The sequence below is a fragment of the Gelidibacter salicanalis genome (assembly GCF_007997285.1).
GTDB classification, from domain to species: Bacteria; Bacteroidota; Bacteroidia; order Flavobacteriales; family Flavobacteriaceae; genus Gelidibacter; species Gelidibacter salicanalis.
Map to the genome: position 1 here is coordinate 249,396 of NZ_VORX01000003.1, position 20,771 is coordinate 270,166.

Below are 20,771 nucleotides of genomic sequence, written 5' to 3' on the forward strand. Positions count from 1 at the left end.
TTGTCATCTACCATTGTAATAAAATCCGTTGCGCTGAAAACCCTGGTCCAAAACTCAACATTAAGCCGATATCACCTTTCGGCAAGTCCCGTTCCATAAATCGTTCCAACACATAAAGCACCGTCGCGCTACTCATGTTGCCATACAATTTAAGGACTTCTTTGGTATCATCAATATTTTTTCCCAAACTACCGAAAAGTTCCTCTACCGTTTGTACTATTTTTTTACCTCCAGGGTGAAAAATGAGATGGTCCACATTCTCAATACGCATCTGATTACGCTCCAAGAACGGATGGACAATTTCTGGAAAATGGTTTGAAATGGTTTCAGGGACTGCTTTATCCAGAATCATCTGCAAGCCAGTATTGACAATTTTGAACCCCATCATTTGTTCTGCATCGTAGAAATGGTACATGGCTTCATCGAGAATTTCCGGACCTGAATCCGCTTCATAGGAAGACAAGATGACGCTCGCGGCACCATCACCAAAAATGGCGGCACTTACAATATTTGCCATGGAATAATCGTCGAGTTGGAAAGTCGCGGTGGGCGATTCGACCGCGATGACCACAGCGCGTTTGTTGGGATTCGCCTTCAAAAAATTCTTGGCATAAATGATACCGGAGACTCCTGCGGCACAGCCCATTTCAGTTACCGGCAATCGGATAATATCCTGACGCATTTTTAACCGATTGATGAGATAAGCGTCTAATGACGGAATCATGATTCCCGTGCAACTCACTGTGATGATATAATCGATATCAGTGGGTTGAAGCTTGGCTTTTGCAAGTGATTTCAACAAAGCTTGTTCTCCTAATTTGATTACCTCGCGGGTGTAAATGTCATTTTTTTCTTCAAAAGAGCTATTCAAAAACACCTCTTCCGCATCCATAATGGAATACCGCTTGTCCACCCCTGCATTCTCAAATAACTTGATCACTTTACGCTGAAAACGCTCTTCCTGACCCTCCAGCCACACGTTTAAATAGGGGATGATGTCCTTCGTGTTTCGAGAATATTTGGGTAATTGCTTGGCGACGGCCGTTATTTTTACTTTCATGATATTACTTTTATGGAACGCTGATGACGCTGATACTGCTGATTTAAATTGATTTTTATGATGTTGAAATGCGCAAAAATTTCATGTTTTGCTTTAACTTCAATACCTTCTTCATTTACCTGAAATCTGAAACCCAAAACCTCAAACCTCAAACCTAATTTCTCTTCAAAATCCACTGATACCTAAAAGCCCATTTCCATTTGAGTTGATATTTACTGTTTAAGTGTGATGCTAATGCAACGAGTTCTTTTCTTTTAAATCCACGTAATACGGAGGTTAACCCGTCTTCAATTATCATTTTGTTCTGTACAGGAATCGTAATCATTTTAAACAAATAATACGCTAATCGGTGTCTGTGTAAATCGTTGACCACGACCCCTATCATTGCGGTTTCTAAGAGGTGTTTTAAGAGTTCATTCAGTTCTTGTTCCTTAAAGTGATGCAGGAATAATGTGCTGATCGCCACATCATATTGCATCTGTTTAAAGGATTCAGAAAAAACATCGACATCGAGAAACTCAATATTTTTATAGGTTGAAGATAAGGTTTTCGCATAGGCTGTGGCATTTTTATTGGCGTCTATTCCTATTAAATTAAACTGGTACCCTTCAGTGTTACCATAATCTGCAATTGCTCTCAAGATATCACCACCACCACAACCCAAATCGATAATTGTGATAGGAGTCTCTTTTGGATGGTGTTTTAAGAGTGTCTTGAGTCCATTAATAGTCACCGCATTCCCACCCAAAAACTTATTTATGGTTGCTAACTTATCTAACGCATCATTAAGCATAGGACCTTGAATGGTAAAATCATCCATCAATTCGTCGGCGTCAGTCCGATATGTAGTGTCAACTAATAAACTCATTGTATTTGCATTCGTTTACCGTGGGTTTGTTGGATGATAAAAGGCATTAGAAATGGCATCATTTTAAGTGCACTAAGTGCTGTTTCAGATACGTTAGGATGGTCGAATACTTTCGCAACAAGATGACCCACTTTCAATCGGTTTTTAAACTGTTGATTCCAAGCTTTAGTGTAGGCTATTTCTAGACTACTTCGAGTTATACCATTATCAAAATAATCAAGAATAAGTTCTGAAGCTATCTGAGCACTTCTAATCGCCATGCTCATGCCATTACCACAAAGAGGATGGATCATTCCTGCAGAATCGCCACACATGAGCATATGCTGTACTACTGGCGATTTCCTATCAAAGGAAATCTGGCTGATACTTAACGGCGCGTCAAACACAGGAGTGGAATTCTCAAATATCGATTTGAGATAGGTGTTCTTAAAAACTACTCGTTGTTGAAATTCCTCGATATCCTTGAACTTCTTAAACGCTTCCAAATTGGTAATGTAACAAAGATTAATGCTGTCATCTTCTACCTTAGAAACGCCACAGTACCCGCCCTCAAAATTATGCAAGGCCACCACATCTTCAGGAAAATCACCATTAACATGGGTTTTTACAGCCAAATAAGGCGATTTATTTTTGATAAATTCACGATTTAATTTCACATCAAGATTTGTGCGTTTGCCATAAGCACCAATGGTTAGTTGAGCATGAAAACTCCCATGGTCTTTAGTGGTTATCGTGAATAATTCACCTGAAAAACGCACCTCTACAACCGTATCTTGAATTACGTGTACACCTACTGCTTTAGCCTCTAAAAAAAGTGCTTCATCCAAGGTGTAGCGACTGATTCCAAATCCACCTAATGGCAAATCTGCTGCGAGAAGTTTACTTTTAATGCTAGACAATTCAAACCTAGTAATTTTCTTCGCTCCCAATTTAAAGACGTCGACTCCTAAATAACTCAAATACGGGAGGACCTCATTAGAAATATATTCGCCACAAACCTTATGCCTGGGATAGCTGTTTTTCTCAATGAGCACAACATTAACGTCTTTTTTTTGCAAATGGATAGCCGCAGAAAGTCCTGCCAAGCCACCACCAATAATCAGTACATCAAAAGTGTTTCCTCGATTCTTCAGACAAGATGATTTAGCAATAATTTTTTAATAAAGATAAATGGTTTTTACTAAAAAAGATACTGGCTGCAGTAGAGAAATACTATTTGTTTTAATTGACAAAGCCTAATAACCCAAAAAATTGAGACGTGTGGATTTTAATATATGGCTTCTATCGTAAAGTGTTGCTCTCTAAAACGTATCAGATCTCCCACTTTTTTTCCAGCCAGAAGCAGGCCAATAGGTGTATTTGGTGAAATGGCGTAGAACACATCAGCTTCTACTTTTAATTGACCAGCACTAATGGCCAAAAAATAGTTGGACTGAGAGGTCAATACGATACTGCCTAGGCCGATATGCGCCGTAGACTTCGTAGGGTCGATTTTGGATAAATTTTCTTTAATTTTCTCGATTTCAGCCAATTGCTGCCCCGCTTTTTCACGCTCTAATTGCAACATAGCTCTTCCCGTTTCGTGCTTATCACCAGCACTACTCTTGGTTTCTGATGTTAAGGATTCTTGAATTTCCTTGATTTGAGTTTGTATTTTTAAATAGCGTTGGTCTACAAAAACAGCACATTGATTAAAGAGGCGTTGTTTTAATTCTAAATTATTTTTCATCTTTTGCCTCATAATTTAGCTTGCCGTGGAATCCCATTTGTCTCATGATCCAAATTTTACGTCCAGCAATATAAGCGGTTGCTGGATTCGCCCGGTATTTCAAAGGTCGTGGTAAAATAGCTGCTATAGCAGCAGCTTCACTCTTAGACAATTTTGACGCCGATTTCTTAAACCAATACTGTGATGCTGCTTCAGCCCCATATATACCGTTGCCCATTTCTATACTGTTCAAATACACTTCCATGATGCGTTCCTTCTTCCAAATCAACTCCATTAAAAAAGTGACGTAGGTTTCCATGCCTTTTCTGACCCAACTGCGTTGTGGCCATAGAAACACGTTTTTGGCAGTCTGCTGACTGATGGTACTAGCACCTCTCACCTTCTTTCCCTTCTGATTATTATCAAAGGCCTTCTCAATAGCCTTCATATCAAAACCATTGTGCTTTAAAAAATTTTGATCTTCACTACAAATCACTGCCAATTGTAAATTTTTAGAAATCTCTTCTATAGGCACCCAATCATGTTTCCACACCGTTGCAGCATCCGCTTCCTTTTGTTCTAAATATCTAATTAACATTAAAGGAGTTGCGGGTACGGGTACCCATTTGAAAAAAATCACTCCAATTAAAGGAATAACTAGAAGCAACAAGATGATTTTAAAGAAAAAATTGAGTATTTTTTTTATCATATTAATCATTGTTGTCCGATAAAGAATCAAGACCGCTGCGCTGTTAGAATAAAGAATTAAGACTTGTTTGCAACTAACTGACAAATAACGATCATTTAAATTAAAATCGCACATTCCCTCTCGGTAGAAATAGTTTCTAAAATGCAAAGTCTCATTTCGGAAATCTTCTAATGTCCCTTGCTTTAAATGAGTTTGTTAATTTATTATTTATTTTTATCGGACACTAATGCATATTAATAAAGAAGTTAGTTGTATTTGCGCAATAATTCTAAGTGTAAATTTTATAAAAAACAACTTAAGTAAATGCTATATCAATTTACTAGATCTGCTATCTCTTTCCCCACATGACTGCCAATAGCAATGCCCATACCTCCTAAACGCACGCCGCAAAACACTTGTGAACTTAATTGTTTAACAATAGGAGATTTGGTGCTTCCCACACCCATGATTCCACTCCAACTGTAGTCAATTTCAAAAGGCGTCTGAGGTAAAATTGTCGATTCTAATAAGGATTTTAATTTATTTTGGATCAGTTCCGTTTCTCCCATTTCTGTGGTCTCTTCAGTTTTAAAATCGAGATTACGCCCGCCACCCAATAAAATTCGGTTGTCAATATTACGAAAATAATAATATCCTTCATCGAGATGGAAAGTTCCTTTAATTTTTAAATTTTTAATCGGTTTTGTGATCAACACTTGTGCTCTGGCTGGTTTCACTTCCACATCAATAAGTTTTGTAGCAAAACCGTTGGTACAGATGAGCATTCGGTTTGAATTAAATTCGAAGTGATTGGTTTTGATATGCACCTTATTCTTCAAATCTTCAAAACTTTCCACAGCGACTGAGTTCAAAATCAAAACACCTTTACGAAGTACCAAATCCGTAAGCGAACGCATCATTTTTCCAGTATCTATTTGACCTTCAAAAGGCGTAAAACTCAATTGATTTTGTATATTTTTAAAGTGGAATGGATTGTCCTTTACTTCAAATACATCTGCCTTAAAATACGGTTTCAGTAAGGAATTAACCTTTCCCATTTGGGACATGCAATGATGAAACCCTTCCGCGTCTTTTTGATTAAACAATTCATAGCCGCCATACTGCTTATAATCCATAGCGGAATCGGATAAGTTGTGTCTTAACAACTCCAAGCCGCTACGTCGTTTTTGGATCAACGCCACAACCTCTTCCTCTGAATGCGATTTAAGATCATCTAAAATTTCGCTGAGACTTCCAAAACAGGCAAATCCTGCATTTTTTGTACTGGCACCCTGAGGCAGAACACCCTTTTCTAGAATTAGAATATTCGCTTTGGGAAACCGTAGTCGCAGTTGCAATGCACAGTTGAGGCCTACGATGCCACTACCCACAATGGTATAATCAATGTTGGAGAGGTAACTATTTTGTTCCCAATAAGAAAGATTCATGTTTCGGAATTTATGGGCATAAAAGTACCAATTATAAATGGGTTAGATCACAATCTAAATCGTTCAATATGTAGCTGAGAAGTATATGTCATCCTTAATAATAACCAAAAAAAAACTCCGAAATTACTTTCGGAGTTTTTAGTATTAATCTTCAATTGGTGCTTCCATTTTAAAGCCTTCCATGAATTTGGTGGTATAATTACCGGCCAAATAATCGGGATGATCCATTAATTGTCTATGGAACGGAATTGTTGTTTTAATGCCTTCTATCACGAATTCATCCAAAGCACGTTTCATCTTATTGATAGCTTCTTCACGTGTTTGCGCCGTGGTGATCAACTTTGCAATCATAGAATCGTAATTAGGTGGAATAGTATACCCTGAATAAACATGAGTGTCCAAACGTACGCCATGACCTCCAGGGGCATGAAGCGTGGTTATTTTTCCTGGTGAAGGTCTGAAATCATTATACGGATCTTCCGCATTGATACGACATTCTATAGAGTGTAGTTTAGGTGTATAGTTTTTCCCAGAAATTGGAATTCCGGCCGCTACCATGATTTGCTCTCTGATCAAGTCAAAATCAATGACCTGCTCTGTAATAGGATGCTCAACTTGAATACGTGTATTCATTTCCATAAAATAGAAATTACGGTGTTTGTCCACCAAAAATTCTATGGTTCCTGCACCTTCATATTTAATGTACTCTGCGGCTCTAACGGCAGCTAATCCCATTTCAGTTCGAAGTTCATCGGTCATAAATGGTGATGGTGTTTCTTCTGTCAACTTTTGATGACGGCGCTGAATTGAGCAGTCACGTTCAGATAAATGACACGCTTTTCCGCGAGAATCGCCAACAATTTGAATTTCAATATGACGGGGTTCTTCAATCAATTTTTCAAGATACATCCCGTCATTACCAAAGGCTGCTTTAGCTTCCTGACGAGCAGAATCCCAAGCGGCTTTAAGGTTTTCAGCTTTCCATACGGCACGCATCCCTTTACCTCCACCACCGGCGGTAGCTTTCAGCATCACAGGATATCCCATTTCTGCTGCTAAGGATTCCGTTTGCTCAAAAGATTTTAAGATCCCTTCACTTCCTGGAACACAAGGCACTCCAGCTTCTTTCATAGTCGCCTTGGCTGATGCCTTGTCGCCCATTCTCTCAATCATTTCAGGAGAGGCACCAATAAATTTAATATTGTGCTCTTCGCAAATCTTTGAAAATTTAGCATTTTCAGATAAAAATCCGTAACCAGGATGAATGGCGTCAGCATTGGTAATTTCTGCCGCTGCAATGATGTTTGACATCTTTAGATAAGACTCGCTACTCGCGGGAGGTCCTATACAAACGGCTTCATCAGCAAACTTAACATGCAAACTTTCTGCATCAGCAGTGGAGTAAACCGCTACTGTTTTTATGCCCATTTCCTTACAGGTTCTAATAACACGCAGTGCTATTTCACCTCTATTGGCTATTAATATTTTTTTAAACATAGATTCTTCAAATTTTCACTATTTAAAACACAAATTCCAAGAATACCATTCCTATTGGAATTGATTATTGGAATTTCAAATGGCCTATGACGGATCTACTAAAAACAAGGGTTGATCAAATTCAACAGGTGAAGAATCATCAACTAAAATTTTCACGATTTTACCGGACACTTCAGATTCAATTTCGTTGAATAATTTCATTGCTTCAATAACACATAAAACGTCACCTTCTTTTATAGAAGTTCCTACTTCAACAAACATAGGTTTGTCTGGAGATGGTTTACGGTAGAACGTTCCGATAATTGGCGATTTAATAGTAATATATTTTGAATTTTCATCCGCGGCAGGCGCAGAAGCTACTATTGGTGCAGCTACAGGTGCAGGAGCTTGTGCAACGTGAGCTTGTCCCATTGGTATTTGTTGCACATAAGTTGTGGACTCCCCTTTATCATCACTACCTGTTTTAATGGTAATTTTGATATCGTCCATCTCCAATTTAACCTCGCTTGCCCCAGATTTGGCCACAAACTTGATTAAGTTTTGAATTTCTTTTATATCCATAATTATTGAATTTAAATATTTTAAAGTTAGTTAGTCTATGAATTATATGCCCATGTAAGGTAAACTGAACCCCAGGTGAAACCCCCTCCAAAAGCAGCAAACACTAGTTTGTCTCCCTTTTTAAGTTGTTGCTCGTAATCAAATAATAATAACGGTAGTGTTGCTGAAGTTGTATTCCCATATTTATGGATATTCACCATAACCTTGCTTTCATCAAGATTTATTCTGCTAGCGGTAGCGTCAATAATACGTTTGTTGGCTTGGTGTGCCACTAGCCAAGAAATATCATCATTTACCAGATTATTCCTCTCTAAAATCTTTTCAGTGACATCCGCCATATTGAAAACAGCATTCTTAAATACCATTTTACCTTCTTGGTATAGAAAATGTTTGCCCTCTGCAACATCATCTGGAGTTAGAGGATATGACGAACCACCGTGCGTAGCGCGTAAAAAATCTCTACCGCTACCATCACTTTTTAGTATTTCGTCCTGAAGTCCGAAGCCCTCCAAATTAGGCTCAAATAATGCCGCGCCTGCGCCATCACCAAAAATAATACAGGTCGCCCTGTCCTTATAATCGATCATGGACGAATTTTTATCGGCACCTATTAAAAGTACCTTTTTATATTTTCCTGATTCAATGTAGCGCGCAGCAACGGACATTCCGTATAAGAAACTAGAACATGCAGCTTCTAAATCAAATGAAAAAGCATTTACAGCACCTATTTGCGTGGCTGTATAAGCCGCTGTAGCAGCAGCTTTCATGTCTGGCGTTGCAGTTGCAACGATAACCAATTCTATTTCAGAAGGGTCTAAACCTTTCTTTTGTATCAGATCTTGAGCGGCTTTGATGGCTAAATATGAAGTGCCTTTGCCATCATCTTTAAGGATTCTTCGTTCCTTAATACCTGTCCTGGTGACAATCCACTCATCATTTGTATCGACTAAAGTTTCCAAAATTTGGTTTGTCAATACATAATCGGGTACATATCCACCTATGGCAGTAATTGCAGCAGTGATTTTACTCATCATTTTCTATTAGAATGACCTAAAATTTGACTGAAATTAGCCAAAAGCAGTATATAATAAATGAATTTACTAAAACTTGGTCGAATATGACGCAAATTAAGTTGAATTTAAGACTTTCAAAAATTAAACATAAAAAAACGCTCAAGATTGAGCGTTTTTTAGTATGCATGCATAATAATTATGCTAAATTTTCCTCTTTTTCAGAGTTATCAATAAGCACTTGTCCTCTGTAGTAAAGTTTTCCTTCATGCCAATGAGCTCTGTGGAATAAGTGTGCTTCTCCTGTAGTAGGACACGTTGCAATTGTAGGAACAACCGCTTTGTAATGTGTTCTTCTTTTATCTCTTCTAGTTCTAGAAATCTTTCTTTTAGGATGTGCCATTTTATATTGTTATTTATCCGTTAATAGTTTTTTTAATGTATTCCAACGAGGGTCAATGTCCTCTGTTTGTTCTTTATCTTCCAAGCCTTTAGGGCTCAACTCTTCTAATTTTTTAAGTACTTCTGACTCCAACGTTCCATCTTCAATGCCCGGATGAATTCGTTTTATCGGCATGGACAAGATGATCAACTCATAGATGTTTTGTGCGACATTAATTTCATACTCTCCATGAGGTACGATTAAAATATCTTCATTTTCATCATTATATTCATCACCAAACTTGACAACCAAATCAAATTCACCTTCAATCTCCTGATCATAAGGCTCATTACTAGTGTCGCAATTGATGTTTACAGTGCCGGCGACTTCAAAATGCAGCTCTAAAAGTGTGTTTTTCTTTTCAAAAAGCAAATCCACCTTTACATCAACATCATTAAAATCATCATACTCAAAATGCTCAAAGAACTTTTTATCAATTTGATAATCAAAATGATGCTTTCCTAACTTTAGACCTACAAACTGTATATCGTACTCTTTCAAGGGCTTCATGATCGCGTTCATTTTGAGGCTGCAAATATAGAAAATATTTTTGTATTAAAAAGAAGCTATTAACAAAAAATGTTTATATCTTTTTTGGCGCTTTCCTTAAAGGATTCTTGGAAAGTTTTTTATATTCCTTTCTGTTATTAAAAATCTGAATGGCAGTAAAAACAGCTTCCTTAAACGAGGTTTCGTCTGCGGTTCCTTTTCCAGCAATTTCAAAAGCAGTACCATGGTCAGGAGAAGTCCTAACTTTATTTAATCCGGCAGTGTAATTTACGCCTTCGCCAAAAGTGATGGTTTTAAACGGAATCAAGCCCTGATCGTGATAAGAGGCAATAATGCCGTCAAAATTTTGATAATTTTTAGACCCGAAAAAACTGTCCGCTGAATACGGTCCATAAACCAATTTCCCTTTATCTCTAAGTTTTAGAAGTGTAGGCTTAAGAATTTTTTCATCTTCATCGCCAATAACACCGTTGTCCCCTGCATGCGGATTAATTCCCATAACCGCAATTTTTGGTCCATTGATCCTGAAATCCTTGATTAGCGAATCGTAAACTGTTTGTACTTTTTCTTCAATAAGTTTAGCCGTGATATGACTCGGGACATCCTTAACCGGAACATGATCCGTCAATAAGCCCACCTTAAGCTTCTCAGTTACCATAAACATGAGGCTATTACCACCAAGTTCTTTTGCGAGGTAATTGGTATGTCCTGGAAATTTAAATTGGTCAGATTGTATGGTCAGTTTGTTAATGGGTGCGGTTACCAGAACATCAATTTCATCGTTCTTCAAAGCTTCAGTCGCTTTCTCTAAAGATTTTATGGCATATTCACCAGCTTTCAAATCTTCTTCTCCAAAAGCGATGCTGATATTTTCTTTCCAAACATTTAATACATTGACTTTTCCTTCAATAACTTGGGTTAAATCATTAATCCCGTGAAAATTAATGGCGCTATCAAAATGCTTCTTAAAAAAGGACATGGTTTTAATAGAAGCAAAAATAATTGGCGTACAAAATTCAAGCATTCTAGAATCCTCAAAGGTTTTCAAGATAATTTCTGATCCGATACCATTTAAATCACCTATGGAAATTCCCACTTTAATTTGTTCGTCTTTTTTCATCCTACTTTATATTAAACTTTGACTATGGGTCTACAGATATGTGTTTATGAAATCGCACTATAATGGCTAATAATCATTTATGTCATATCTTTGTAACCCATTGCACAAATGCAAATTTAACTAATTATTCGACAATATGTTTACTGGAATCATTGAAGATTTAGGAGTCATCACTAATTTAGAACAAGATCAGGACAACCTTCACCTCACCGTAAAAAGCAACATTACCCCAGAATTAAAAATTGACCAAAGTGTGGCCCATAACGGCGTTTGTTTAACCGTAACTTCTTTAAACAACCTCGAATATACCGTGACGGCCATTAGAGAAACATTGCTAAAAACAAATTTGGGAGATTTAACTGTGAATGATGAGGTTAATTTAGAGCGCGCTATGAAGCTTGGAGACCGTCTAGATGGACATATAGTACAGGGCCACGTCGACCAAACTGCCATTTGTAAATCAGTAGAATTTCAAAATGGAAGTTGGTTGTTTACGTTTACATATGATCCTGCTTTAACCAATATGACTATTGAAAAAGGCTCAATTACCGTGAATGGGGTTAGCTTAACCGTGGTTAACAGTAAGAAAAATGAATTCAGCGTCGCCATTATCCCGTACACTTATGAACATACTACTTTTAAATTATTTAAGGAAAATACTGTGGTGAATTTGGAATTTGATGTGTTGGGGAAATATATTAAAAGACTTTATGAGCTTAAAATGTGAGCTTAAACCTGTTTTTTAGAATATTTTAAAATTTTGTAAATTCCAAATATTAAAGCCGCTGCAACTAAAAAAATTAAGCCGTCGTCAATAGGGAAACCTGGGGGAGGAGGCCCACTTCTTTCATGAGGTTGTGGCAACTTTTCGACCTGAGCAATAGCATGTACCGCTGTCATCAACACAGCTAAAATTGTGGTCTTAACTTTCTTATTTTGTACAGTCATTAGTCCGTAAATATATGAAATAAAGTGCGACAGTAAATTTGATGCTAAAGTTGAACATTTGAAGTAGATCACTAAAACATTTCAAATTTACAGTTTTAAGGTTCTGTTCAATTTGATATCAAATATATGGGTTTTTGACTTTCGCTCCGTCACTCTAACTTAATTTTTAAGAATAGTTAAAATTATAATCGCTTAGAGTATTAGATTTTGAAATTCGAGTTAAAGATCTCAACTCAACGATAAAAGAATGAAAGAGTAACTTACCATTAATTAAAATCAATAGATTTCAGAAAGTCCTAATTTGAGATAGATCGCTTCTCTAAGCGAATTACCTTTGCCACAGTCTTGATCAATCGATGGTGATTTTTCACGAAAGGATTCGTCTCATCCCACACATAACCGGCCAACACCGCACAAATCTGACGTTTGATCTCTTTATTATCTACACCTTCAAAAAAGATGGTTTGTAAGTTTCCGGTATACCATTCCTTAACGTAGGAGGCAAATACCGATACCCCTTTTTTCATATACTCGGCATAGTCTTTTTCCCAATCAACAAATTCATTGTTCAATTCTTTGGTAATTAATTTAGCTGCTTTTAAGCCAGATTCCGTCGCAAAGGTAACGCCTGAAGAAAATACGGGATCTAAAAATTCAGCACTGTTTCCGGTCAGCGCATAGCCTTTACCATAAAGCTGGGTGACTGACTTAGAATAATTCTGAATGCTTTTAGGTTCAAATAGAAAATCGACATTTTTAAAGCGTTCATAATAATAGGACGATTTCTTTAACATTTGAGCTAAGCGTTCTTCAGGAGTGCCTTCAAAACTATTGATAAAGTCCGTTTTACCTACAAATCCAATACTCGTATTACCATTACTAAAGGGAATGACCCAAAACCACGTATCGGTATCCAGCACGTCAAAGGTTATAAAAGTCCCTTCTGTTCCTGCGGGACGGGCTTCTTCTTTTACATGACTGAAAATGGACGAATGTTCGGGAATTGTTGAGGGTTTATCAAGATTCAATAATCGAGGCAAAACCCGCCCGTACCCGCTAGAGTCGATGATAAATTTGGCTTTTATACGATAGTGTTCACCATTTCCAGTCTTTATCGTTGTTTGTGAGGCACTTTCTTCATCAAATTCAACAGCTACTACTTCCTGATTAAAAGCAATGTCAACGCCTTGCTTTTTCAATTCTTTTGTCAAGGCAAAGTCGAAGTCGGCTCTCGGTGCTTGCCATGTCCAATCATAACCTGCCGTATATTTTTCTGAAAAATCGAACTCGCAAATGGTCTCCCCTCTTATAAATCGTGCCCCACTTTTGATCTCAAAATTTTGAGCAATCAAGGCGTCCAATAAGCCTACTTCTTCAAAATGATCCATGCATCTGGGCAATAAACTTTCTCCAATCACAAAACGCGGAAAAACGCTTTTTTCAACCACTTTTACATTCACCTGATGCTTATGCAAATACGCGGCTGCAACGCAACCAGAAGGCCCTGCACCAATAATCAAAACATCTACCTGAACATCCTTCATACTGCTAATGGATTTAAATGATTTATTATTTTACATTTGTAGCACAAAAATAACCACTTTACTTCTGGTTATTATAAGATTTAAAAAACTTTGTGAATACGCTCTAAATGGTCACACTTAACGGAACCCTAGGAATTGATGACTTCAAACATGTTTTATTTGATAGGCAGCCCATTCAAATTGAAAATAAGGTGCTTGAAACGGTTGAAAAAAGCTTCGAATTCTTAAAAACCTTTTCAGAAAACAAAATCATTTACGGCGTCAATACCGGTTTTGGGCCGATGGCGCAATATAAAATTGAAGATTCAGAACGCCAGCAACTCCAGTATAATTTAATTAGGAGTCATGCTTCAGGAACGGGGAACCTAATTCCGTCGCTTTATGTTAAAGCAGCTATGTTGGCACGACTGAACACGCTTTGTTTGGGGAATTCTGGCGTGCATAAGTCGGTGGTTGAATTGATGGTGCAATTGATCAATAAAGACATTGCACCGGTCATTTATGAACATGGCGGTGTGGGCGCGAGTGGCGATCTGGTGCAATTGGCGCATTTAGCTCTAGTGATGATTGGCGAAGGCGAAGTGATCTACAAAGGTGAAAAACATCCCACTGAAGACGTTTTCAAAAGAGAAAATTTACAACCTGTTTCTATTCACCTGCGTGAAGGTCTAGCCCTGATGAACGGCACTTCAGTGATGACCGGCGTCGGGATTGTCAACACCATTTACGCACGTCAGCTTTTAAATTGGACCATCACCGCATCCTCTGCCATTAATGAAATTGTGAAAGCTTACGACGATCACCTTTCATTTGAATTGAATCAAACCAAAAAGCATAAAGGCCAACGCGACATTGCAGAACTCATGCGCGCGCATTTAAAAGATAGCACCCTAATAAAAAAACGTGAACATCATTTGTATAATGCCGTTCAAGATGTTTCTATTTTTGAAGATAAAGTCCAAGAGTACTACTCTTTGCGTTGCGTCCCGCAAATATTAGGACCTGTTTTGGATACGCTCAATCAGGTGGAAACGATCCTAATTGAAGAGGCCAATTCGGCTAACGACAATCCGATTGTGGATGTCAAGAATCAAAATGTCTATCACGGTGGTAATTTTCACGGCGATTATGTGTCATTAGAAATGGACAAGTTAAAACTGGTGGTCACCAAGACGTCCATGCTAGCCGAGCGCCAGTTAAATTATTTGCTCAACCCTAGTCTTAATAACATTTTACCTCCTTTTGTCAATTTAGGGAAACTTGGCTTAAATTTCGGGATGCAGGGTGTCCAATTTACAGCCACCTCAACCACGGCCGAAAATCAAATGCTTTCCAACCCTATGTATGTGCACAGCATCCCTAATAATAATGACAATCAGGATATCGTGAGTATGGGCTCCAATGCTGCGCTGATCACCAAAAAAGTAATTGAAAACGCTTACGAGGTTCTGGCAATCGAATTTATCACGATCATTCAGGCTATTGAATATTTAGGGGTGAAGGATTCTGTCTCATCAAAAACACGAACCACTTATGACGCCATTCGTAAGATTGTGCCAATTTTTAAAGAAGATGTTGTGATGTATCCTTATGTGAATGCGGTTAAAGCATTTCTCATGAATCAAGAAGTCTAATTTTTTTGCAGATTTATGCCGCGGAAATCTGCGCCATCGGCGGGAAAAATAAATTTAACCTATGTCCACACAAAATAAATACGCCCTAATCACTGGAGGTTCTAGAGGAATCGGCAAAGCGATTTGTATCCAATTGGCCAAAGATTCAGAGTATGAGATTCTTATCAATTACAAGGCCAATAAGGAAGCGGCACTTCAAACCTTAAAGGAGGTTGAAGCCGTTGGAGGCTCTGGACAAATCATCCAGTTTGATGTCTCTAATTTCGAAAGTGTACAGACCGCCTTAAATACCTGGCAGGAACAGCAACCTGACGCCATTATTGAAGTATTGGTAAATAATGCCGGCATCACCAAAGACGGATTATTTATGTGGATGAAGCCTCAGGAATGGAATGACGTCATCAATACCAGCTTGAACGGCTTCTTCAATGTCACCAATCAGCTTATCGAAAAAATGTTATTAAACCGATACGGCCGTATCATTAATATGGTGTCCATTTCCGGATTAAAGGGAGTTTCTGGGCAGACTAATTATTCCGCTGCTAAAGGCGCCATTATTGCAGCGACAAAATCGCTCTCCCAAGAAGTTGCTAAACGCAACATCACCGTAAACGCGGTAGCTCCCGGATTTATCATTACGGATATGACGGCAGATTTGGATGAAGCCACTCTTAAAAAGATGATTCCCGCCAATCGTTTTGGAACACCTGAAGAAGTTGCGCATTTAGTCGCCTTCTTAGCTTCAAAAAAAGCGTCTTATATTACCGGTGAAGTCATAGGTATTACGGGTGGAATTCACTAAACCAAACGCCAATTTCAAAACCGAAAAATTCGCGTAAATTTGTCGCCTTAATAATGCGCTTTCATCAAGCCCATATATCACACTCAAATGGCAGAATGGGATGGAAAATCGAGGGGCACTGTATTCGGTTTTAAGGTCTTCGTTTTTTTTATAAAGAATTTCGGAATTAATGCGGCTTATGCATTGATGCACCTTCCTGTACCCTATTTCTGCTTGTTTTCTGGGAAGAATGTGCAAGGCTTACGCTATTATTTCAGGAAGAGGCTCCACTATTCTCGGTTGAAAACCATGGTGAGCATCTATAAAACCTATTATACGTTTGGGCAGACCATCGTGGATAAAATAGCTATTTCTTCGGGCCTTCGTAGCAATTATACTTATGAATTTGATGGTGAAGTAAAAATTGCTGAAGTGTTGGCCATGAACAAAGGCGGCATTCTCATCAGTGCCCACATTGGTAATTTTGAACTCGCGCAGTATTTTTTCAAAGAACGCTTGACAAAAGATTCCATTAGTATTGTAATTACAGACCAAGATCATGAAGAAATCAAGGATTATTTAGGCCAGTATGTAAAAAAGGAGATGCATTTTATTGTGGTGAAGGACGATTTATCGCATATTTTCGAAATCAATGCCGCGTTGGCCAACAACAGGATCATTTGTATTGCGGGCGATCGGTATATGGATAACACCAAATGTTTGGAGGAAACCTTGCTCGGTAAAAAAGCAAAATTCCCTTTGGGACCTTTCTACTTAGCAAGCCGATTAAAAGTGCCCGTATTGTTTGTTTACGTCATGCGAGAACCAAAACGGCATTACCATTTATACGCCAAGTGGATCGATTACAATAAAGGCGACATGAATGACCTCTTGAAAAAATACACTGAAAATGTGGAGCAAATGATTGCGAAATATCCCCTGCAGTGGTTTAATTTTTATGATTTTTGGGACGATAAAAAATGAAAATACCAATTACCAACTTAGCAGACCTTAAAAAGTTATTGCCGCATCGTGAACCCATGATGATGGTGGATTCATTGTTAGATTTTTCTGAAGGCAAAGCCACCGTCGGTTTTACCATTTTAAAGGACAATTTATTTGTAGCAAATAACGAGTTCTCAGAAACTGGATTAATCGAACATATGGCTCAAGCCGCCGCCCTATACACCGGTTATAAAAATTATGCCGACAATCTACCTGCAAAAGAAGGTTTTATCGCTTCCATTAAAACAGTAAGTATTCAGCATTTGCCAAAAGTGAATGCGTATCTAAAAACGGAAGTTGCTATTGTCTATGAACTAATGCATCTCACCACAGTAAAACTTTCTATATTTAACGGCAATTTTGAAATTGCCAACGCCGAAATGAATCTCATGCTTAACGTATCATAATGAAAGAGTCAGAAAAAGAGGAAAATTCTTCATTGAAAATTTCCCATCAAATTAGAGTGCGATTTAGTGAGGTCGATTCTTTAAATATTGTATGGCATGGCCACTACGTCAAATACTTTGAAGAAGGCCGTGAAGCTTTTGGTAGGGCGTTTGAATTAACGTATCTCGATGCAAAAACCCATGGTTATGCGACGCCTATTGTGAAAACAGTTTTAGAACACCACTTACCCTTGCGTTATGGCGAAGTAGCGACCATTGAAACAACTTATGTCAATTCGCGGGCGGCAAAATTGATGTTTGCTTACTCAATTACAAACGAAAAAGGCAAAATAGTGTGCACCGGCAAAACTACTCAAGTGTTCACCAATTTTGAGGCGAATGACATGACATTAAATCTGCCAGAATTTTATAAAAATTGGAAAGAAAAACACGACTTAATGCATGACTAAATGCTATGTGTCATACCATAATATCACGTCATCCTTGGGGTTTGACAGCGCGACCGTTTTTGAAAATCTCAAACAAGGCAAACGCGCCATTCAATCAGTGGACGAACCGTTCCGATTTTATAAACCTTTTTTTGGAGCTGTCATCCCAACCGAAATCTTAAATTCTGCATTTCAAATTTTAACACCTAACAAGGATTTCACCCGTTTAGAAAAGATGCTGCTGTTATCGCTTTCCGAAACTATAAAAGCTTCAGGCATTGACATTTCTGATCGTGTCGGACTCATCATCTCCACTACCAAAGGAAATATTGACGTGTTGGATACTCAAAGCCAATTTCCTCAAGAACGTGGGTATTTGAGCGACTTGGGAAAAATAATCCAAAACTATTACGGCTTTAAAAATGAGGCCATTGTTATTTCCAACGCTTGTGTTTCAGGGATTTTATCGGTTGCCATTGCGAAACGCTATATCCAAGAAGGCATTTATGATCAGGTTTTCGTGGTTGCTGGAGATTTGGTTTCTGATTTTGTAATTTCCGGATTTAATTCGTTCCACGCCTTAAGTGATGGGCCAAGCAAACCTTATGATGCCAATCGCAAGGGAATTAATTTAGGCGAAGTGGCTGCCAGTGTTTTGGTGACTTCAAATAAAAAGAATCTTTCTGAAGACGCTGTGGAAATTTTGGGTGAAGCCAGTTGTAACGATGCTAATCATATTTCTGGACCGTCCCGCACTGGCGAAGGTTTATACCGAAGTGTAAAATCGGCGTTAGCAGAAGCAAACATCGATTACAACACCATCGATTATATTTCAGCCCACGGAACAGCCACGTTATTTAATGATGAAATGGAAGCCATCGCCTTCAACAGATTAGGATTAGAGCAAACGCCATTACACAGTTTAAAAGGTTATTTCGGTCACACTTTGGGTGCATCAGGATTATTGGAAACTATAATTGGTATGCAATCTTTACACCATAACACCTTAATTGCGTCTGCAGGATTTGAAACCTTGGGCGTCACTAAGCCGCTCAACATTATTACAGAAACTACATCAAAAAAAGTACGAACATTTTTAAAAACCGCTTCTGGATTTGGAGGTTGCAACACGGCAGCACTCTTCAGAGCATTATCATAACCCTTTATGTCGAAAAAAGAACTTAGAGCCGCCGATGCTTTATTGGAAGCACAAAAAATAGCCTTCGCCCCTTTTATATTCCAATCATCAATCACCTTAAAAAAACTGGGTGTTTTTGACCTGATTTTTGATAGTCGCCATAACGGCGGCATTACCATAGACGCTATTTCTGACCAACTTTCCATCAGCCGCTATGGTCTTGGCGTGTTATTAGAATTTTCCGAAAGTGCAGGCGTAGTCAGTAAATCCGAAAATGGCATCTACGAATTGACCAAAACAGGCTATTTTTTAAATTACAGTAAAGATGTCAACGTCAACCTCAACTTTACGCACGACATTTGTTACAAAGGCTTGTTTCATCTTGATGAAGCTATCAAAACTGGAGAACCTTCAGGCCTAAAAGAGCTAGGAGAATGGGACACGATTTATGAAGGTCTATCGCAATTAACGCCAAAAGAACAACAATCGTGGTTTGAATTTGACCATTTTTATTCGGATGGTATTTTTGAAGAAGCTTTAGAACGCGTGTTTAAAAATCATCCAAAACTTTTGTTCGATATTGGCGGCAACACAGGGAAATTTGCTTTGCAATGTTTTAATTATGATGAAAAAATCCAGGTGAAAATTATTGATTTGCCAGGGCAATTGAATAAAGCCTTAAAAAACATCAATGATGCAGGCTTTGGAAACCGCATTAGCGGTCAGGAAATGGACTGGTTAAATCCAAATCCTCAAATTCCAACGGGTGCGGATGTCATTTGGATGAGCCAATTTTTAGATTGTTTTTCTGAAGCTGAAATTTTGACAATTCTATCTACGTGTGTCGCTTCAATGGATGCTGACACAGAGCTAATCATCATCGAAACTTTTACAGACCGTCAGGAATTCCCGATGTCAAAATTCGTCCTAGAAGCCACCTCGCTTTATTTTACAGTAATGGCCAATGGCAACAGCAAAATGTATCCCGCTACAGTGTTTGAATCCTTGATTGAAAAGGCTGGATTAACGATTAACGAAGATGTAGCGTTAGGCGACTATCACACCATGCTCGTCTGCAAAAAACGTTAATAATTTTTGGAACAACCCTATCGCATATCATCCTATTGCCACATTAAGAACAGCAGTGTTTTCTTAGATGGGAAGGATGTGAATGCAAGTCCCATTCAAGAATTTTCGACATTTATAAAAAGCGCTGCAAAACAATTAGAGACCAATTATCCCAAATTTTACAAAATGGACAATTTGAGTAAATTGGCATTTTTGGCTGCGGATGTCCTCTTAAAAAACGCTGATTTATCTTCAGACAATGAACATAACATCGCCATAATTTTATCAAACAAAGCGTCAAGTTTAGATACCGACAGGACGTATCAAGCCTCCATCGCTGATCCCGAAAAATTTTTCCCAAGTCCATCCGTTTTTGTCTACACCTTGCCTAACATTTGTATGGGCGAAATTAGCATCAAACACCAACTGCATTCTGAAAATTGTTTTTTTATCTTTGACCGCTTTAATGCCGATCCTTTATGGATCAATGCACAGAGTCTTCTAAAGCGAAAGAAAGCCGAAAAAGTCTTATGTGGATGGGTCGAATTTGATGATAAAAATTACGAGGCTTTCTTATATTTGGTAGAAGAAAATGGTATTATTGCACATAGCCCTAACGAGATTAAGAGATTATACAAAACATGAATGAGTTAAGACAAGAATTGAAGGAGAAGATTATAGAGCAATTGAATTTAGAAGAGTTCACGGTTGCTGATATTGCTGATGATGACGTACTTTTTGGTGATGGTTTAGGATTAGATTCCATTGACGCTTTAGAGTTAATTGTGATGTTAGATAAGGATTACGGTATTCAATTGACCGATCCGAAAGAAGGTAAAGAGATATTTAAATCTGTGGCTGTACTGGCCGATTATATTACCGAAAGGAGAGCTAAATAAGACCAAA

The 20,771-nt window shown here is 38.1% G+C and carries 24 protein-coding genes; 10 read left to right on the top strand and 14 right to left on the bottom strand.

The window, feature by feature from the left end; genetic code table 11:
* Window positions 1–7 precede the first annotated feature (7 nt).
* The 12 genes from ES711_RS07365 to pdxA all read right to left on the bottom strand — a co-directional run bounded on the left by ES711_RS07365 (window position 8) and on the right by pdxA (window position 10,912).
* Window positions 8–1,060: a type III polyketide synthase gene (locus ES711_RS07365; RefSeq protein WP_146892115.1), complete on the bottom strand. Its 1,053-nt coding sequence runs from the start codon at window positions 1,058–1,060 to the stop codon at window positions 8–10.
* A 154-nt stretch (window positions 1,061–1,214) separates the two neighbouring features.
* A complete protein-coding gene (locus tag ES711_RS07370) occupies window positions 1,215–1,928 on the bottom strand; it encodes a methyltransferase domain-containing protein (protein ID WP_146892118.1) in 714 nt (237 codons plus the stop codon).
* Window positions 1,925–3,082 carry an NAD(P)/FAD-dependent oxidoreductase gene (locus ES711_RS07375; RefSeq protein WP_146892121.1) on the bottom strand — a complete coding sequence of 386 codons (1,158 nt, stop codon included), beginning with the start codon at window positions 3,080–3,082 and terminating at the stop codon, window positions 1,925–1,927. Before ES711_RS07375 ends, ES711_RS07370 begins: the two co-directional genes overlap by 4 nt.
* Before the next feature lie 113 nt (window positions 3,083–3,195).
* The gene (locus ES711_RS07380) at window positions 3,196–3,657 is read right to left on the bottom strand and encodes a GreA/GreB family elongation factor (RefSeq protein WP_146892124.1); all 462 of its coding nucleotides are present in this window, start codon (window positions 3,655–3,657) and stop codon (window positions 3,196–3,198) included.
* A complete protein-coding gene (mtgA, locus tag ES711_RS07385; RefSeq protein ID WP_146892127.1) occupies window positions 3,647–4,345 on the bottom strand; it encodes a monofunctional biosynthetic peptidoglycan transglycosylase in 699 nt (232 codons plus the stop codon). Before mtgA ends, ES711_RS07380 begins: the two co-directional genes overlap by 11 nt.
* A gap of 311 nt (window positions 4,346–4,656) precedes the next feature.
* Window positions 4,657–5,772: an NAD(P)/FAD-dependent oxidoreductase gene (locus ES711_RS07390; RefSeq protein ID WP_146892130.1), complete on the bottom strand. Its 1,116-nt coding sequence runs from the start codon at window positions 5,770–5,772 to the stop codon at window positions 4,657–4,659.
* Between the two features lie 144 nt (window positions 5,773–5,916).
* Window positions 5,917–7,269, bottom strand: coding sequence for an acetyl-CoA carboxylase biotin carboxylase subunit (gene accC, locus ES711_RS07395; protein ID WP_146892132.1), 1,353 nt, complete (start codon window positions 7,267–7,269; stop codon window positions 5,917–5,919).
* An 84-nt stretch (window positions 7,270–7,353) separates the two neighbouring features.
* Window positions 7,354–7,830, bottom strand: a complete 477-nt coding sequence (gene accB / locus ES711_RS07400; protein ID WP_146892134.1) for an acetyl-CoA carboxylase biotin carboxyl carrier protein — start codon at window positions 7,828–7,830, stop codon at window positions 7,354–7,356.
* Window positions 7,831–7,865: 35 nt separating this feature from the next.
* Window positions 7,866–8,861, bottom strand: coding sequence for a beta-ketoacyl-ACP synthase III (locus tag ES711_RS07405; RefSeq protein ID WP_146892874.1), 996 nt, complete (start codon window positions 8,859–8,861; stop codon window positions 7,866–7,868).
* 178 nt (window positions 8,862–9,039) lie between these two features.
* Window positions 9,040–9,243: a 50S ribosomal protein L32 gene (gene rpmF / locus ES711_RS07410; protein WP_027127661.1), complete on the bottom strand. Its 204-nt coding sequence runs from the start codon at window positions 9,241–9,243 to the stop codon at window positions 9,040–9,042.
* A gap of 9 nt (window positions 9,244–9,252) precedes the next feature.
* The gene (locus ES711_RS07415) at window positions 9,253–9,792 is read right to left on the bottom strand and encodes a YceD family protein (RefSeq protein WP_146892137.1); all 540 of its coding nucleotides are present in this window, start codon (window positions 9,790–9,792) and stop codon (window positions 9,253–9,255) included.
* Between the two features lie 73 nt (window positions 9,793–9,865).
* On the bottom strand, window positions 9,866–10,912 hold the full coding sequence (pdxA, locus tag ES711_RS07420; RefSeq protein ID WP_146892139.1) for a 4-hydroxythreonine-4-phosphate dehydrogenase PdxA: 1,047 nt from the start codon (window positions 10,910–10,912) through the stop codon (window positions 9,866–9,868).
* Between the two features lie 136 nt (window positions 10,913–11,048).
* On the opposite strand from pdxA, the gene ES711_RS07425 reads away from it, so the two are divergent.
* Complete coding sequence (locus tag ES711_RS07425) at window positions 11,049–11,639, top strand: riboflavin synthase (RefSeq protein WP_146892142.1); 591 nt, start codon at window positions 11,049–11,051, stop codon at window positions 11,637–11,639.
* Between the two features lie 2 nt (window positions 11,640–11,641).
* On the opposite strand, the gene ES711_RS07430 is transcribed toward ES711_RS07425, so the two are convergent.
* Complete coding sequence (locus tag ES711_RS07430; RefSeq protein WP_146892145.1) at window positions 11,642–11,860, bottom strand: PID-CTERM protein-sorting domain-containing protein; 219 nt, start codon at window positions 11,858–11,860, stop codon at window positions 11,642–11,644.
* Between the two features lie 296 nt (window positions 11,861–12,156).
* Entirely contained in the window at window positions 12,157–13,404 is a 1,248-nt protein-coding gene (locus tag ES711_RS07435; RefSeq protein WP_146892148.1) for an NAD(P)/FAD-dependent oxidoreductase, read from the bottom strand.
* Between the two features lie 107 nt (window positions 13,405–13,511).
* On the opposite strand from ES711_RS07435, the gene ES711_RS07440 reads away from it, so the two are divergent.
* The 9 genes from ES711_RS07440 (at window position 13,512) to ES711_RS07480 (ending at window position 20,764) form a co-directional block, all read left to right on the top strand.
* Window positions 13,512–15,038 carry an HAL/PAL/TAL family ammonia-lyase gene (locus ES711_RS07440; protein WP_146892150.1) on the top strand — a complete coding sequence of 509 codons (1,527 nt, stop codon included), beginning with the start codon at window positions 13,512–13,514 and terminating at the stop codon, window positions 15,036–15,038.
* Window positions 15,039–15,099: 61 nt separating this feature from the next.
* Window positions 15,100–15,840: a 3-oxoacyl-ACP reductase FabG gene (gene fabG, locus ES711_RS07445; RefSeq protein WP_146892153.1), complete on the top strand. Its 741-nt coding sequence runs from the start codon at window positions 15,100–15,102 to the stop codon at window positions 15,838–15,840.
* 87 nt (window positions 15,841–15,927) lie between these two features.
* The gene (locus ES711_RS07450; protein ID WP_146892156.1) at window positions 15,928–16,803 is read left to right on the top strand and encodes an LpxL/LpxP family acyltransferase; all 876 of its coding nucleotides are present in this window, start codon (window positions 15,928–15,930) and stop codon (window positions 16,801–16,803) included.
* On the top strand, window positions 16,800–17,231 hold the full coding sequence (locus tag ES711_RS07455) for a hypothetical protein (protein ID WP_146892159.1): 432 nt from the start codon (window positions 16,800–16,802) through the stop codon (window positions 17,229–17,231). The genes ES711_RS07450 and ES711_RS07455 overlap by 4 nt, the downstream gene beginning before the upstream one ends.
* Window positions 17,231–17,680: an acyl-CoA thioesterase gene (locus ES711_RS07460; protein ID WP_146892161.1), complete on the top strand. Its 450-nt coding sequence runs from the start codon at window positions 17,231–17,233 to the stop codon at window positions 17,678–17,680. The genes ES711_RS07455 and ES711_RS07460 overlap by 1 nt, the downstream gene beginning before the upstream one ends.
* Window positions 17,673–18,818 (top strand): beta-ketoacyl synthase N-terminal-like domain-containing protein, encoded by a 1,146-nt coding sequence (locus ES711_RS07465; protein ID WP_146892164.1) that lies wholly within the window; start codon window positions 17,673–17,675, stop codon window positions 18,816–18,818. Before ES711_RS07460 ends, ES711_RS07465 begins: the two co-directional genes overlap by 8 nt.
* 6 nt (window positions 18,819–18,824) lie before the next feature.
* Complete coding sequence (locus ES711_RS07470) at window positions 18,825–19,886, top strand: methyltransferase (RefSeq protein WP_146892167.1); 1,062 nt, start codon at window positions 18,825–18,827, stop codon at window positions 19,884–19,886.
* A 6-nt stretch (window positions 19,887–19,892) separates the two neighbouring features.
* On the top strand, window positions 19,893–20,510 hold the full coding sequence (locus tag ES711_RS07475) for a 3-oxoacyl-ACP synthase (RefSeq protein WP_146892169.1): 618 nt from the start codon (window positions 19,893–19,895) through the stop codon (window positions 20,508–20,510).
* Entirely contained in the window at window positions 20,507–20,764 is a 258-nt protein-coding gene (locus tag ES711_RS07480) for a phosphopantetheine-binding protein (protein ID WP_146892172.1), read from the top strand. The genes ES711_RS07475 and ES711_RS07480 overlap by 4 nt, the downstream gene beginning before the upstream one ends.
* Window positions 20,765–20,771: the final 7 nt, after the last annotated feature.

Excerpts from the sequence above, each read along its gene's own strand:
- ES711_RS07365 (WP_146892115.1), bottom strand. The coding sequence starts at position 1,060 with ATGAAAGTAAAAATAACGGCCGTCGCCAAGCAATTACCCAAATATTCT.
- ES711_RS07370 (WP_146892118.1), bottom strand. The coding sequence starts at position 1,928 with ATGAGTTTATTAGTTGACACTACATATCGGACTGACGCCGACGAATTG.
- ES711_RS07380 (WP_146892124.1), bottom strand. The coding sequence starts at position 3,657 with ATGAAAAATAATTTAGAATTAAAACAACGCCTCTTTAATCAATGTGCT.
- mtgA (WP_146892127.1), bottom strand. The coding sequence starts at position 4,345 with ATGATAAAAAAAATACTCAATTTTTTCTTTAAAATCATCTTGTTGCTT.
- ES711_RS07390 (WP_146892130.1), bottom strand. The coding sequence starts at position 5,772 with ATGAATCTTTCTTATTGGGAACAAAATAGTTACCTCTCCAACATTGAT.
- accC (WP_146892132.1), bottom strand. The coding sequence starts at position 7,269 with ATGTTTAAAAAAATATTAATAGCCAATAGAGGTGAAATAGCACTGCGT.
- accB (WP_146892134.1), bottom strand. The coding sequence starts at position 7,830 with ATGGATATAAAAGAAATTCAAAACTTAATCAAGTTTGTGGCCAAATCT.
- ES711_RS07405 (WP_146892874.1), bottom strand. The coding sequence starts at position 8,861 with ATGAGTAAAATCACTGCTGCAATTACTGCCATAGGTGGATATGTACCC.
- rpmF (WP_027127661.1), bottom strand. The coding sequence starts at position 9,243 with ATGGCACATCCTAAAAGAAAGATTTCTAGAACTAGAAGAGATAAAAGA.
- ES711_RS07415 (WP_146892137.1), bottom strand. The coding sequence starts at position 9,792 with ATGAAGCCCTTGAAAGAGTACGATATACAGTTTGTAGGTCTAAAGTTA.
- pdxA (WP_146892139.1), bottom strand. The coding sequence starts at position 10,912 with ATGAAAAAAGACGAACAAATTAAAGTGGGAATTTCCATAGGTGATTTA.
- ES711_RS07425 (WP_146892142.1), top strand. The coding sequence starts at position 11,049 with ATGTTTACTGGAATCATTGAAGATTTAGGAGTCATCACTAATTTAGAA.
- ES711_RS07430 (WP_146892145.1), bottom strand. The coding sequence starts at position 11,860 with ATGACTGTACAAAATAAGAAAGTTAAGACCACAATTTTAGCTGTGTTG.
- ES711_RS07435 (WP_146892148.1), bottom strand. The coding sequence starts at position 13,404 with ATGAAGGATGTTCAGGTAGATGTTTTGATTATTGGTGCAGGGCCTTCT.
- ES711_RS07440 (WP_146892150.1), top strand. The coding sequence starts at position 13,512 with ATGGTCACACTTAACGGAACCCTAGGAATTGATGACTTCAAACATGTT.
- fabG (WP_146892153.1), top strand. The coding sequence starts at position 15,100 with ATGTCCACACAAAATAAATACGCCCTAATCACTGGAGGTTCTAGAGGA.
- ES711_RS07450 (WP_146892156.1), top strand. The coding sequence starts at position 15,928 with ATGGCAGAATGGGATGGAAAATCGAGGGGCACTGTATTCGGTTTTAAG.
- ES711_RS07455 (WP_146892159.1), top strand. The coding sequence starts at position 16,800 with ATGAAAATACCAATTACCAACTTAGCAGACCTTAAAAAGTTATTGCCG.
- ES711_RS07460 (WP_146892161.1), top strand. The coding sequence starts at position 17,231 with ATGAAAGAGTCAGAAAAAGAGGAAAATTCTTCATTGAAAATTTCCCAT.
- ES711_RS07465 (WP_146892164.1), top strand. The coding sequence starts at position 17,673 with ATGACTAAATGCTATGTGTCATACCATAATATCACGTCATCCTTGGGG.
- ES711_RS07470 (WP_146892167.1), top strand. The coding sequence starts at position 18,825 with ATGTCGAAAAAAGAACTTAGAGCCGCCGATGCTTTATTGGAAGCACAA.
- ES711_RS07480 (WP_146892172.1), top strand. The coding sequence starts at position 20,507 with ATGAATGAGTTAAGACAAGAATTGAAGGAGAAGATTATAGAGCAATTG.